The organism is Stenotrophomonas sp. YAU14D1_LEIMI4_1, from assembly GCF_003086815.1.
Classification (GTDB): Bacteria; Pseudomonadota; Gammaproteobacteria; order Xanthomonadales; family Xanthomonadaceae; genus Stenotrophomonas.
The window spans coordinates 2,371,553-2,384,713 of the sequence record NZ_CP025997.1 but is presented as its reverse complement, the minus strand read 5'-3'; the positions used below and the strand labels follow the sequence as shown (position 1 = coordinate 2,384,713).

At 68.3% G+C, this 13,161-nt stretch carries 13 protein-coding genes; all 13 read right to left on the bottom strand.

The genetic code is table 11. The features are described from left to right. Positions 1-42: 42 nt before the first annotated feature. Positions 43-747, bottom strand: a complete 705-nt coding sequence (locus tag C1932_RS11080; RefSeq protein ID WP_108762200.1) for a DUF2968 domain-containing protein — start codon at positions 745-747, stop codon at positions 43-45. A 98-nt stretch (positions 748-845) separates the two neighbouring features. Then, a complete protein-coding gene (locus C1932_RS11075; RefSeq protein ID WP_108762199.1) occupies positions 846-2,999 on the bottom strand; it encodes a TadG family pilus assembly protein in 2,154 nt (717 codons plus the stop codon). Between the two features lie 8 nt (positions 3,000-3,007). Next, positions 3,008-3,442, bottom strand: a complete 435-nt coding sequence (locus C1932_RS11070; protein WP_108762198.1) for a DUF3613 domain-containing protein — start codon at positions 3,440-3,442, stop codon at positions 3,008-3,010. Then, the gene (locus C1932_RS11065; RefSeq protein WP_108762197.1) at positions 3,439-4,302 is read right to left on the bottom strand and encodes a Flp pilus assembly protein TadD; all 864 of its coding nucleotides are present in this window, start codon (positions 4,300-4,302) and stop codon (positions 3,439-3,441) included. Before C1932_RS11065 ends, C1932_RS11070 begins: the two co-directional genes overlap by 4 nt. Before the next feature lie 5 nt (positions 4,303-4,307). Further along, complete coding sequence (locus tag C1932_RS11060; protein WP_108762196.1) at positions 4,308-5,231, bottom strand: type II secretion system F family protein; 924 nt, start codon at positions 5,229-5,231, stop codon at positions 4,308-4,310. Positions 5,232-5,259: 28 nt separating this feature from the next. Next, positions 5,260-6,213, bottom strand: coding sequence for a type II secretion system F family protein (locus C1932_RS11055; protein WP_108762195.1), 954 nt, complete (start codon positions 6,211-6,213; stop codon positions 5,260-5,262). 2 nt (positions 6,214-6,215) lie between these two features. Then, entirely contained in the window at positions 6,216-7,565 is a 1,350-nt protein-coding gene (locus C1932_RS11050; protein ID WP_108749836.1) for a CpaF family protein, read from the bottom strand. Next, positions 7,550-8,806: a fimbrial protein gene (locus C1932_RS11045; protein WP_108762194.1), complete on the bottom strand. Its 1,257-nt coding sequence runs from the start codon at positions 8,804-8,806 to the stop codon at positions 7,550-7,552. Before C1932_RS11045 ends, C1932_RS11050 begins: the two co-directional genes overlap by 16 nt. Before the next feature lie 24 nt (positions 8,807-8,830). Then, the gene (locus C1932_RS11040; RefSeq protein ID WP_108762193.1) at positions 8,831-10,189 is read right to left on the bottom strand and encodes a type II and III secretion system protein family protein; all 1,359 of its coding nucleotides are present in this window, start codon (positions 10,187-10,189) and stop codon (positions 8,831-8,833) included. Positions 10,190-10,207: 18 nt separating this feature from the next. Beyond that, the gene (gene cpaB, locus C1932_RS11035; RefSeq protein ID WP_108762192.1) at positions 10,208-11,248 is read right to left on the bottom strand and encodes a Flp pilus assembly protein CpaB; all 1,041 of its coding nucleotides are present in this window, start codon (positions 11,246-11,248) and stop codon (positions 10,208-10,210) included. 24 nt (positions 11,249-11,272) lie between these two features. Then, complete coding sequence (locus tag C1932_RS11030) at positions 11,273-11,746, bottom strand: TadE family protein (protein ID WP_108762191.1); 474 nt, start codon at positions 11,744-11,746, stop codon at positions 11,273-11,275. Continuing rightward, entirely contained in the window at positions 11,743-12,270 is a 528-nt protein-coding gene (locus C1932_RS11025) for a prepilin peptidase (RefSeq protein ID WP_108762190.1), read from the bottom strand. Before C1932_RS11025 ends, C1932_RS11030 begins: the two co-directional genes overlap by 4 nt. 99 nt (positions 12,271-12,369) lie before the next feature. After that, on the bottom strand, positions 12,370-12,573 hold the full coding sequence (locus C1932_RS11020) for a Flp family type IVb pilin (RefSeq protein ID WP_108749830.1): 204 nt from the start codon (positions 12,571-12,573) through the stop codon (positions 12,370-12,372). Positions 12,574-13,161 lie beyond the last annotated feature (588 nt).

The window sequence follows — 13,161 nt, the reverse complement described above, 5'->3', positions numbered from 1 at the left end:
AAGGTGCCGTTTGCGACATGCGTAGCCGGAAGGCGCGAGGGCTCAGTGGCCGTCGCCGCCAGCGCCAGCGCCAGACGCGGCATCGGCCTTGGGCAGGCTCAATTCCGGGTTGCCCTGTTCGGCCTGCAGGATCTGGATGCGACGCTGCAGGGCATCGAGCTGGCTGTTGGTGCTCTGCACATCGGTGCTCAGGCTGACCGCCTGCTGCTGTGCCTGCTGCAGCGCCGCGCTGACCTGCGCCGACTGCGCCTGCTGCTGTTCCATTTCCTGCTGCAGGGTGCGCAGGCGCTCTTCGTTGTAGGCCACCAGGCGTTCGGTGTAGCGCTTGCCCGCTTCCAGGCGCGTGGTGTCGATATACACCTGGGCCAGCTGCTCGGTCTGCTGCACGAACGTGCGGTACACGCGTTCGGCGTTGTCCACCGCATCGGTCTTGATCACGCGCCAGAAGTTCTTTTCCTGGAACAGCGCCACGTAGTAGGTAAGCGTGTTGGCGTTGAACAGCAGGCTGGCGCCGTAGTTGCCGTTATAGGTGGTGCGCAGTTCGGTCAGTTGCTGGGCATCCATCAACTGCTTCAGTTCATCCACCGTGTTGCGCACCACCGGGGCCGGGCGTGCCGGTTCGGCGGGCGCCTGGCGGTCGCCACGGGCGGCCATGGCCGACGGAGCCGCCAGAATCATGGCCGTGGCCAGCAGCGCTACCGCGCGCGGGTACCGGGCGAAGACAGTGCCCCCTGAAATTTCTCGCATGTCTGGACCATCCACGAACGTAGTGTGGTTGAGATGAATGTGATTCCCCGCCCGGAGTCTAGCATGCGCGCGCGCGGGGCCAAGCCGGGCCGCGGCGCTCAGTAGACCAGCTGCGCGGGCGTGCACTGGATCGACTGCACCTGCACATCCGTGCGCCCCAGCTCCAGCCCCAGCAGGCTGGCCAGGGTGCCGCTCAGCAGTGCGCCCACGCTGTTCAACACCGGCTTCAGCGCGGCCAGCACCGGGGTCAGCACTGCGCACAGCAGGCCACTGCAGCTGACCGAATTGCCGGGCGTGGTCACGCCGCCGCCGGCGTACTGGTCAAGGAAACCGACCGGGGCGGTCTGGATGTAGGCCGCCAGGTTGTTGCGCACGCAGCCGTTGTAGTTCAGCAGGTTGCTGACCAGGCTGTCGCAGCGGTTGATCAGCAGCCCGCCCAGCAGCGAACCCAGCACGCCGTCGAGCACGCCCAGGCCCTGGCCGGTGACGGTGGTGCGGTAGCCATCCCACACCGGGCCATCCTTGCGGCAGGTGGTCAGGTACAGCGGCGGGCAGGCGTAGGGCACGCCCTGGGTGACGGTCCAGGTGCCCAGCGGATTCAGTTGGCGGCTGGCATCACCGTCGCGCAGCAACGGAATCACCTTGTCCACGTCGTAGCGGCCGCCGGTGGGATGCGCGGCGGCCAGGTAGCGGTCGGCCAGCGCCTTGGCCGTATCGCTGGAACTCATGCCCTGCTGCGGGCTCTGCAGCATGCCCGACAGCACGCGCAGCAGCTCGTTCACCAGATCGGACACCGCCGTGCCCACCGCCAGCGGGTTGATCTGGGTGGAACCGGTCTGCCCGGCGGCCAGGGTGAGATCCTGTTGCGCGGTCAGTGCCGGCAGGGTGATGCGGTCGTTGATCAGCGGCTGGCCCAGCAGGGTCAGCAACTGCTCGCTCTGCAGGGTGGCATCGCAGACGTTCTGCTTGGAAAAGCGATCGGCCTCGGCAATCCTGCCTACGCAGGCACGCAGCACCGACGAATCCACGCGGATGGTGGCGGTCGGTGGCGCGGCACCGCATTGCAGCGATGTCAGCGTGCCCATCGCATTGGTCACGTCCACGTGCAGCGGCAGCTTCAGGCGGGTGCCCAGCAGGTTCAGCAACACGCCCACGGCGGGCACGCGGTTGCTGTCCACATCCACCATCAGCCGCACCTGTGCGTTGTACGCGCGCGCGCCGACGCCACCGATGGCGATGGAGGGGGGCTCGATCACCCCTGCCTTGACCTCGATGCCGACCAGGTTCAACCCGCTGATCTGCACGCCGTTGTTGTCGTTGGCAATGGAGATGGCCGTGTTCAACAGGTCCAGCACATTGACCTTCGATTCCAGCGCGCTGCCGATGGTGCCATCGGGCGAGACGACTTCGGCGAACAGGCCACCGCCACCGCTTTCGCTGCCCAGCGCGATGTTCAGCTGGTTGATGTCCAGGCCGGTGGACACCAGGGTGGACAGCGCCTGCAGCTGCACGCCGGCGGTGCTGTTGCGGCCCACCACTTCGGCGGTGGCGTTGACCAGCTGTGCCAGCGATACGCGGTGCACCGCCAGCAGGCGATTGAAATCGGCCACGCTCAGGTCGGCGGCAACCGGAATGCCCAGCGCCTGCAGCAGGCCCGAAGGCGTAACGCTGACCTGAGCCAGGCCATCGTAGGACAGCACGGTGGCATTGCTCACATCCAGCCCGACCAGGCGCAGGGTGGCCATCAGCGGCGAATTGCCATTGCTGCGCAGCAGCTGCGAGCCCACGCTGAACACCGCGGTGGGTTCGGCGCGGCGGGCGACCGCCTGGGTGCGTACCGTGGGCAGCGTGTTGTTCTGGCCGAAGAACGGCAGCACGCTGCGTTCGGTGGTCACGCGCACAGCGTTGCGCGGATTGGCCGCATCCACGGTGCTGCTGAAGTGGTCCTCGGCGGCGTGGGCGGCATTCCAGTTGCCGCACTGCACCTGCACCTGGCCGGGGAAGCGGTTCTGGTTGACCGCGTTCTGCCGTGCCGCGGTGTTGTCGCTGTTGTCGGCGCTGCACAGGTCCAGGCGCTGTGCGCCGGCAAGCGCTGCCAGGTCGGCCACCTTCTGTGCATCGCGCTTGGCCCAGTACAGGTAGCCCACTTCGATCAGGCCGAGCATGGCCACCAGCGCGATCATCACCAGCATCAGGGTGACCGACATGCCGCCGCGCTGGCGGTTGAAGGTGATGCGGCGTGACCGGTGCATGGCCGACCTCAGCGTGATGAGCTGGAACGGTTGCTGGAACGACCGACGTCAGGATCGAAGAAGTCGGGGATCTGGTGCTCGAAACTCTTCAGGTAGCGCGCATAGCTGGCCGTGGCCTGGTCGCCCAGGATCGGCAGGCGTGCGCCGGCCTGTTGGCCCGATGCCTGCAGCCGCAGCAGGTTGCGGACGCTGTCGCCGTGCTGCGGGCGGGCGGTGGTGCTGGCTGGTACGTACGCAGTTGGCGGGGCTGGCGGCGCAGCCGTGGTATCGACCGTGGCCAGCGGCTGCGCGGACTGCACCGTGGGTGCCGGTGTCGTCCGCTCGCCCAGCATCTGTCCGGTCAGGGGGGACTGCGTGGATTGCGCCGATGCGTGCGGCGCCGACAGGGCAACGGCAAGGGTTGCCAGGGGCAGCACGGTGCGCAGCAGGGCGGGCAGGGTCATGGGGTTCCCTCGTTGGCAGAGCGGGCGGAGCCGAAACGTTCCAGCATGGACGGTGGCAGGTGCGCCGGATCGCGGTCGGTGGTGCTGTCGCGCCGGGCCTCCGCTGCCAGCCGCATGCTGCGCGCCGGCGTTGCCGTGGCCGGCGGCGGGGGCGGCGCCACGGCGGCGCTCAGGCGCTGCTGCAGGCGGCTGCGGATCTGCTGCGCCTGCTGCTGGATGCTGCGACGGGTCTCGTCGTTGAGGTTGGCCTGCTGCGCGAGCTGTTCGGCCGTGGCGGTGTCACCGCGCAGCAGCGCCCACAGCGACAGGTTGGCGGTGGCCTTGGCGTTGCCTGGGGTCAGTTCCAGCGCCTTGGCCAGCGGTTCGCGCGCCGGTTCGAACTGCCCGGCGCGCAGCCGTGCATAGCCCAGATCGCCCAGGTAGTCGGTGTTCAACGGTTGCAGCTGGCTGGCGCGCGCCAGTGCCTGCTCGGCCGCCGCATCATCACCGGCATGGGCGGCAATCAGGCCCAACCCATGCGCGGCCGCCGCGGCCTGCGCGCCGTTTGCCAGTTGCTGGTAGAGCGCGCTGGCGGCCGCGGTCTGCCCGGTTTCGCGCAGCGCGTCGGCCTGCAGCAGGCGCAGCGCGGGCAGGTCGCCGTAGCGCTGGCGGAACGCATCCACGTGCGCCAGCGAGGCGTACCACGCGCCTTGCTGCTGCATGCGCGAGATCAGTTCCAGATAGGTGTTGCGGCTGTCCTGCGGCGCCGGTGTGGGCTCGGCCAGTGTGGGGGTGTGCAGGTACTTGGCCGTGCTGGACGCACAGCCGCTGGCCAGGGTGGCCAGGGCGAACAGCAGCAGGGCAGGGCGTGCAGCAGGCATGGACGTCATCCCATCTTCGACATGGTGGCGGCCAGCGCGACCAGCGCCGGGCCGGAAAGCACCAGCATCAGCGCTGGCAGCAGGGTCAGCATCATCACCACGGTCATCTTCACCGACAGCTTGCCGACCTTCTCTTTCAGGGTGTTGCGGCGCTGCTCGCGCAACCGCAGGCTGAACTGCTTCAACGGCTCCTGTACTGCGCCGCCGTGCGCGTGCACCTGCAGAATCAGCTGCACAAGGCTGGACAGATCGTCATCGCCATACACCTCGTTCAAGCGCCGCAGCGATTGCGCGCGGCTGCGGCCGTGGGTGTAGGCCACGTTGGCTTTCTGTAGTTCGCCGCCCAGCACCGGCAGTGCGTCGCGCAGCTTGTCGCCCAGGGTCTGCAGGCTCTGGTCCATGCTGAAACCCACGCCCTGCAGCAGGCGCAGCAGGTCGATAAGCAGTGGCAGTTCGTTGTGTACGGCGCGCTGGCGGCGCTTCACCCAGGCGCCCAGCACGAACTTGGGCAGCAGCAGGCCGGCGGCCAGTGCGCCGACCACCACCATCACTTTGGCCAGCCCATGTGCATCGCTGAGTGCGATCGCCAGTGCGACCACCACCGCAGCCAGCAGCAGGCGCAGGCCCAGGTAGATGGCGGTGCCGCGGCGGGTGTTCCAGCCGGCCAGATCCAGCAGCAGGCGGTCTTCGCTGGCCAGCAGTGCAGCTTCCAGGCGGCCCCCGCTCAGTTGCCGGCCCAGGCGTTCCAGCCAGCCCAGCGAATCGCGGCGGCTCGCTTCGGTCTCGGCATCTCGCGGCTGCAGGGCGGTCTTCAACGTGGCCTCACCGCGCGCCTCGCGCTGCCCGCGCACCCAGCTGCCCAGGCCGAGCAGGGCGATGCCGGTGGCCAGCAGCAACAACGCGCACATCCACCAGGTGTTGGCGCTCATGGTTCACCTGCGCTGGCAGTCAGTGCGGTCATAGCGATTTGGCCAGTCGGTACAGCAAGAAGGCGCCCACCAGTTCCAGGCCGACGGCCAGCGCCAGGATCTTGTGGCCCAGCGGGTGGTGCAGGATCGGCTGGAAGAAATCGGGGCTGGAAATGGCCATCAGCACGGCACTGGCCGGCGGCAGCAGGCCCAGCACCCAGGCCGACATGCGCGTTTCGGAGGTGGTGGCGGCCAGTTCCTGCTGCGCCTGTTCCAGGTCGCGCATGAAGTCACCCAGCCGTTGCAGGATCTGGTCCGAGCGCCCGCCGATACGCACGCTGACCCCGATCACCACCGCCAGCACCTTCAGCACGTCCATGCGGTAGGGCTGCGCGGCCAGCGACAGGGCGCGGTCCAGTTCCATGCCGCCGCGTGCGTGGCGCACCGTGGTGTCCAGCAGTTCGCGCAGGGGCGCGGCGGTCTGCGTGCTGGCCACCTGGAAGGCGGCCTGCAGGCTGTTGCCCAGGGCGGTCAGGCGCACCAGGTTGTCGAGGAAATCCGGCAGCTGATGCAGCAGCTTGGCCTGCAGCTTGCCGATGCGGCGCAGCAGCCACAGCCAGCAGCCGATCAGGTACAGGCCCAGGGTGAGCGGGAACATCCACGCGGTGCCCAGTCGCGCCACCGCGGTGGCCGACAGCACCAGGCCGGGCACCAGCAGCAGGACCGGCAGTTTCCAGCCGGGCTGCAGGCCTGCCCGCTGCAGCAGCGGATCACACGGCAGCGTTCGCCGGTTGCTCGCGGCAGCGGCAGCGGCAGCGGCCACGGGCGTAGCGCGGCCGCTGTCTGCAACCGGGCTGCCGGCGCCGCGGGCCAGCTGCTGTTCGGCATGCTGCAGCGAGGCCTGCCGCTGCTCGCGGCTGTGCGCGCTGCTCCACAACCAGGCGGCCAGGCCCAGCAGCACCGAGACGATGCTCAACACCATCAGCAGTACGCCAGCGCCCATGCTTACAGGTCTCCGTACAGTGAATCGCGCAGCTGTTGGCGGAAGGGCTCCAGCTTGTGCGAATGCGGGTGGAAGCCCAGCCCGATCCAGCGGTCGGTTTCGCGCCCGCTGCCGTCGACCTGCACCTCGTGGCGGAACATTTCCTGAGTGGTGATCAGGTTGTCGCTGACCCCGGTGATTTCGGTGATCGAGACCAGCACGCGGCGGCCGCTGCCCAGCCGCGAAATCTGCACGATGAAGTCGATGGCGCTGGCGATCTGCCGGCGCAGGCTGTCTTCGCTGCCCTGGAAGCCGGCGAAGCCGGCCAGCATCTCGATGCGGTACAGGCAATCGCGCGGGGTGTTGGCGTGGATGGTGGCCATCGAGCCATCGTGGCCGGTGTTCATGGCCTGCAGCATTTCCAGCACTTCGGCGCCACGCACTTCGCCCACCACGATGCGGTCCGGGCGCATGCGCAGGCTGTTGCGCACCAGGTCGCGGATGCTGATCGCGCCGTGGCCGTCGGCACCGCCAATGCGGCTTTCCAGGCGCACCACGTGCGGGTGGTTCAAGGACAGTTCGGCGGTGTCTTCCACAGTGATCACCCGCTCATTGGCCGGGATGTAGCTGGCCAGCGCGTTCAGCAGCGAGGTCTTGCCCGAACTGGTGCCGCCGGACACCAGGATGTTGCAGCGCCCCAGCACCATGGCTTTCAGCAGGGCCTGCATCGGTGCATCGAACGTGCCCTTGGCCAGCAGCTCGTCAGGGGTGAACGGGTCCTTGCGGAACTTGCGGATGGAGACCATCGGGCCGTCCACCGCCAATGGCGCGATGATGGCGTTCAGGCGGCCGCCGTTGGGCAGGCGCGCATCCACCATCGGGTTGGAATCGTCCAGGCGGCGGCCCAGCGGGGCCAGGATGCGGCGCAGGATGCGCAGCAGGTGGGTATCGTCGGTGAAGCGCTGGGTGGCGCGCTTGAGCTGCCCGCCCTGCGAGACATGCACATCCTTGAAGCCGTTGATCAGGATGTCTTCGATGGTCGGGTCATGCAGCAGGTCGTCCAAGGGCCCGAAGCCGGTCAGCTCCTTCACCAGGCCTTCGGCCACCACCTGCATCTCTTCTTCATTGATGGGAATGCGCCATTCCTGGATGAAGCTGACCGTCTGCACCTGCACCCAGCGGGCGATGGTGTCCGGCGCCCAGGAATCGATGTCGATGCGCTCGTCTTCAATGCTGTTGAGCAGGTGTTCGTGCGCGGCCGACAGCACCTTCTGGTACTGCTCGGTCTGCGCGAACGGCAGCACGCCCGGGGCCGCGTCGGGGGCGCTGGCACGGGCGAGGGCGTTCGGAAACAGGGTTACTTTGTCTTCCATTGCGATCCACCCAGGGCAAGGGCAAGTCTTTCCCGCAGGCCGTGCGGCTGCACCGGGCAGGCAGCAGGGTCCAGGCGCTGGACCAGCGGGGCGAGGGCGCGCAGGTACGGGTCGCGCGGGGCGTCCTGCAGCAGCAGATGGCCGTGGCTGGCGGCGGTGCGCACGCGCGAGCGTTCGGGCAGCGTGGCCAGCAGGGGCAGTTCGAAGCGTCGTGCAATCTGTTCCGGGCTCATGCCGGCGCTGTCGTCATGGCGGTTGATGACCAGCTGCAGGCGCTTTTCGCGGTCACGCTGACCGGAAAGATGCTTCAGCGCGTGGTCCAGCGACACCAGGGTGGCGATGGACGCATCGGCGATCAGCCAGATCTCGTCGGCCTGTTCCAGCAGCAGCGGCGGCAGTTGCCGCAGCGGGCAACCGCCGGCATCGCACAGCACGCTGGCAAACACCCCGCGCAGGCGCTGCAGCAGGGCGCCGGGATCGGAGGGCGGCACCGCGTCGCTGCCGCTGGCGCGATCCAGCAGCACCAGGCCGCTGGTATGGCGCGCCATGGCCGTGCGCGCCAGCGTGGCATCGATGCGGCTGGCGTTGCGCAGGGCGTCTTCGTAGTGGAAACGGCTGTCCAGGTTCAGATACAGAGCCAGGTCGCCGGCCGGCTGCGCCAGCTCCAGCAGCAGGCCGTCCTGTGGGTGTGCTTCGCCCTGCGCCAGCAGGTGGGTCTGCTGGGCCAGCACCGAAAGATGCGCGGCCAGGGTGCTGGTGCCCACACCGGCGCGCACGCCCAGCAGCACGATCAGCCGTGCCTTGTGCGCCTGCTGTGGGACGGCGGCGGTACGTGGCGAAAGCGCACGCCGCAGCGCGACCTCGATGCCGGCGTTGTCGCTGTCCATGTCCAGCACATCGCGCAGCCCCGCGCGCAGCGCCAGCACCACCCCTTCCACCTGGCCGGCACTGGTCGAACCCACGGCCACCAGGGCCAGCTCCGGCTGGGTCTGCTGCAGTTGCTGGGCCAGCACGGTGGACGCCGACGCATGCTCGGGCCGGAAGTCGAGCAGCACCAGGTTCTGCTGCCCGCGCTGCAGGTCCTGCGCGGAGGTCGGCTGGGTACTGTCCTGCCAATGCAGCGCCGTGCCCGGTGGCAGCTTCGCGGCCAGGCGCGGCAGCAGATCGCGGTCCACGCCATACAGGACCAGGTTCATCGGCGGTCCGGCGGGATGCAGCGGCTGTGCGGTGGCATAGGGCATGGGGGGTGTCCTTGCAGTGGCCGGTCAGCGCGAGAAGCCCGGTACCGGGTCGCGACTGATCGGGCCCAGCAGCCAGGCGCCCCATTCGGGCAGGTTCGGGCGTGCTTCCTTTTCGCCGGGCAGCGCCAGTTCGGTATTGCGCGCCAGCGGTTGCACCAGGCGCGGGGTCACGATGATCACCAGTTCCTTGTCCTGGCGCTTGTAGTCGAAGTTGCGGAAGAACGAGCCGATGATCGGCAGGTCGCCCAGCAGCGGAATCTTGTTCACCGTCGATGCTACGCTGGAACTGACCAGGCCGCCGATCACGAAGCTCTCGCCATCGCCCAGTTCCACCGTGGTATCGGCGCGGCGGGTGGTGATGGAAGGGATCTGCACGCCGTCGAGCGCGATCGCATTGCTGTAGTCCAGGTCGCTGGCTTCGGGCGCGACCTTCAGCGCAATGCGGTTCGGCGCCAGCACCGTGGGGGTGACGGTGAGGCCGATGCCGAAGGGCTTGTAGGTGATGGTGGTGGTGCCCAAGCCCTGCGGCTCCAGGATCGGCAGTTCGCCGCCGGCCAGGAAGCTGGCGCTCTGCCCGGAAAGCGCCACAAGGGTGGGTTCGGCCAGTACGCGGGCCATGCCGTTGGCCTGCAGCAGGTCCACGTCGGCATTCCAGCGGTGCTTGGTGGAACCGAACACCAGGCGGAACGCGGAGGACAGCGGCGAATCATCCTCGTTGGCGCTGCCGCCTTCTTCCATGCCCGGCAGCAAGCCGGTGTCGCCGGGCAGGCGGCCGCCGGGGCGTGCGATGCCATAGGCAAACGAACCATTCTTGTTCTGGAAGTTGATGCCGATCTGCTTCAGCGCGGTCTTGTTGAATTCCACCACCTTCACTTCCACCTGTACCACGCCGCCGCTGGCAATGGTGGAGGCATCGGCCAGCAGGCCGTCCTTGCCCAGCGCCATGGCGGCGGTCTTCTGCGCCTGCATGTGCGACAGCACGCTGTCGGTGCTTCCCTGCAGCAGGCCCTGCTGGTCCTGCTGGGTGAACGAAAGTCCGCTGTCGGCGGATCCGGCGGCGCCCTGCACGGCGCTCTGCACGCGCACCTGCACGCGCTGCGGTTCGGCGCGCGCGCGGTGCCACAGCAGCAGCGTGGTGCTGCCCGGCGCCTTGCCGACCAGCAGGGCCTGGCGCTGCCCACGCAGCATCACGATGTCGGCCACGCCGGGATCGGCAATGGCCACCCGTTCCAGATCGGCCGGCAGGGTCCACGGGCGCTGCTCACGTGCCTGCAGCACCAGATCGTCGGCGGCCAGGCTGGTGGCAGGCGCCAGCACCACCAGCAGCAGGGCCAGCCAGCGCTGGTGCAGTGATCGGGCAATGCAGTGGCGGCGTTGGGTCATGGAGGCTCCGGAATCCGGTCAGAGGGAACCGCGGGGCGCAGCGCTATCGCCGCGGATGATTTCGATGCCGGCCGGGCGCGGCGCAGTGCGGCGCGGCGCGCTGGCACGGGCACTGGGTACGGCGGGGGCGCGTTCGGTCAGGCCCTTGCCGGCCAGTGCTTCGCCGTCCAGGCCGGCAAAGGCATTGTTCTCGGGGCGCTGCAGCGCCGCCTGTTGTTCGGCGTCCAGGCCGCGCACGGGATCGAGCACGCCCTTGGCCGGCGCGAACAGCGCCACATCGGGCAGGCCGGTGTCGGCCGGATTGCGCAGGGCCAGGAACAGTTTGCCCTGCTGCGCGCCCAGCAGCAGCCGGTTCGCTTCGGCGACCGGCACGGCCAGCACCGCGCTGCGCGCAGGTTGGGTGGCCTCTGCACTGGCCTTGCTGGTGCTGCTGGAATTGCCTGCGCCGGTGATGTCGGCCGCGCGCGCGTCGTTGTCGGCGGACGTGGCCGCTGCCGCTTCCGCCGCAACCGGAATGATGTCCTGCTGACCGTAGCTCAACACCCGCAACCGCGACAGCAGCAGGCGGGTCTGCGCGACCTCCTGCGTGCCGTTGATCGCATTGTTGTTGCTGCGCAGGTTCATGAAGACATCGACGAAATCACCGGGAAGAATGCGGTTGCCGGCGCCGACCAGCTCATCCACCGGCACCGCCAGCGCGCGCTCGCCAGGCCGCAGCTGCAGCGAGAACCCCTGCGCCAGCAGCCCCTGGCTGATCGCGCTGCCTTCGGCGATGTCCTGCACCGGCACCTTGCCGACCACCGCCGCCAGGTCCGTGGGGGCGCCGGGTACCGGCTGGGTGCGCTGGGCCAGGCGTACCCCGGCCGCTGTGATCGGCTCACCGGCGGGCAGGCGGGCAATGGCTTCCACCACGGTAATGGTGGCGACGCCGGGCTGGCTGGCAATCGGTGCGGCGGCCGGCGCGGTGGTGGGTGTGCGGCCCACAACGAAGGCGACCAGGGCCAGCAGCACGGCCAATGCGATCAGCGCGATGGCGGCGATGCGGGTCAGCTTCAACATGATTCGCCTCTCCTGGTACGTGGGTCAGTTGCTGCCCAGATCGAGCTGGGCCACGGCACTGCTGCGGATCGGATCGCCCATCACCCAGCCGTACAGCGTGCCGGTGCCGGGCAGGAAGGGGTGGGCGGCATAGTCATAGCTGACCGTGACCGTCACGCATTGCGCGCTGGCCAGGCCGCTGCAGGCGGCCAAAGGGGAGACGACGATGGCGCCACTGCCGCCAGCGCTGCAATCCGGTTCCTGGCTGGAAAACTGCAGCAGCCATTGCATCGACCGGCGTGCGGCGGTACAGGCGGCGACGCGGCGTTCGTTGGCGCTGGCGTAGCGCAGCGACGCGCGTGCGCCTTCGGCCGAAGCCGTTGCCAGCGTCTGCTGCGCGGCCATGATCATCACCCCGGAAAAGGTGAACATCAGCAGCGGAATCAGCCCGAGCATCAGCATCAGCGCGAACTCAATCGTGGCGGCGCCGTGTTGCCGGCGTGGCGCGCAGCGCTTCATGCGACGCCTCCATAGGTGGTGACCAACAGCCAGCCGATGGCCGCCAGGGCCAGATAGGTTGCGTAGGGCGTGCCCGTACGGCCCTGTCGCGCCTGCTGCATGTCGCGCAGGGCAGGGTGCGCCTGCCAGTGCTGCGCCTGCAGCGTTGCCGGCAGTCGCGGTGCAAGCACCCGGGAGGCCACGACGATGCAGGCGTGCAGCCCCGCGGCCAGACTGGCGACGATCCAGACCGGCAACAGCGCCTGCCAGCCCAGCAGCAACCCCAGCGCGGCGAAGAACTTCACATCGCCGGCGCCCATCATGCGCAGCAGATGGAACGGCAGCAGCGCCAGCAAGCCCAGTACCGCGCCAAGCAGGTGCGCCGCCAGCGGTTGCGGTGTGGCGGTCAGCTGGCTGACCAGCAGCCACGGCAGCGCCAGTGCGCACGCGGCCAGCAGCCAGGCGTTGGGCACCCGACGGGCGTACAGGTCGCTGATCGCAACCCGCAGGCACAGTCCAATGGCCAGCAGTCCCAGCAGTGTCATCACGCACCCTCGTCGTCCATTACCCGCTTGTTCCGTCTGCCCCGGGCGCGGCATCGCGGTGCGATACCGGCACCGGGCCGGCGGCAGCTGCGCGTTCGGTCAGCTGCCCGTGCCGCCGCTGGCCGAGCCAGCCGCGTTGGTCACCACGTTCTTGAGTGTGGTGAACAGCGTTTCAAAGAAATCGCGGATCTGGTCGTTGCCGACCGCCACCAGGATTCCGGCGATCACGGCGGCCAGAAGGCCGTATTCCAGCGCGGTAACGCCGTCTTCTTCTTTCAGGAACTTCTTGATGGAAGCGTTCATGACGGTGATCTCCCTCTACCTGTCAGATGGTGTTGCAGGGCACTGCATGGCTGGTGGCCCGGCTCCGCCGGGATCAACCCTGGGCCTTCGCCGTCCTGGCGGAGGAGGCCGGGCGGTTGGTTCCGCCTGGCGCGTCTGCGAAGATCCGGCTCCCCGGGGCGGGCATCGGCGCATACGCGCGCGCAGCCGGCCGGTCATGGCCGTGGTGCGTGCCTGTCGTGCTGCTGCGCATGTCCATCGTGTTCCCCCTGGGTGCGGCCGCTGCTGCAACGCCGGATCACCGTGTTATCGACTTTGCCTGAACGAGGGTGGGCTGCAACCGGAACCTATATGCAAATTCGGCAGATCCGGAAAAATCATGAAGATTTCAGGCCGCTTTTGTGATCGATATCCGTTGGCTGCCACAACGATTCACGAAAGTGCAGGTTGCGTGATTATGTGATGGCTGCATGCGAAAACTGTGCCATAACCCTGTTTATATTCAGGAATGAACGCGTTGGCCGCAACGAAAGTGTGATCTGTTTACGGACACCGATTATCGGGCATACTCCCATTCAAGGTTATGCGGTTTCCGATGGTTGGTATGTG